Origin of the sequence: Vibrio sp. 10N.261.55.A10 (genome assembly GCF_041470825.1) — a bacterium.
In the GTDB taxonomy this organism is placed as follows: domain Bacteria; phylum Pseudomonadota; class Gammaproteobacteria; order Enterobacterales; family Vibrionaceae; genus Vibrio; species Vibrio crassostreae_C.
In genome coordinates this window covers 1-263 of the sequence record NZ_JBFRNC010000121.1, presented here as the reverse complement: position 1 = coordinate 263, position 263 = coordinate 1, and the positions used below count along the sequence as shown (strand labels likewise).

The 263-nt window shown below is 49.8% G+C and carries 1 protein-coding gene; it reads right to left on the bottom strand.

Annotation, left to right across the window (positions count from 1 at the left end; all coding sequences use genetic code 11):
* Positions 1-263: transposase (locus AB4274_RS21965; RefSeq protein WP_372113240.1), on the bottom strand; the 263-nt coding region annotated here is incomplete at both ends.

Below are 263 nucleotides of genomic sequence, written 5' to 3'. Positions count from 1 at the left end.
ACGATTTTTGCGTTCGGGCAGTGCGCTTGAACTTCAAGGTCAAAAGCCGTATTCATGTCCATCGCGACCGCTTCGATATTATTGCCATGCTTGCCTAACAGCTCGAAGAACGGTCGTATGTCCTTGCGGCTACGGCCTAACCCTATCCAAATGACTTGATGAGTCTTAGCGTCAGCAATGACCGTGGCATACCGATGTCCTTTAAAGATAGCGAACTCATCCATGACGAGTTGCCTTAGCCCCTCCCATTTCACTGACGGTAC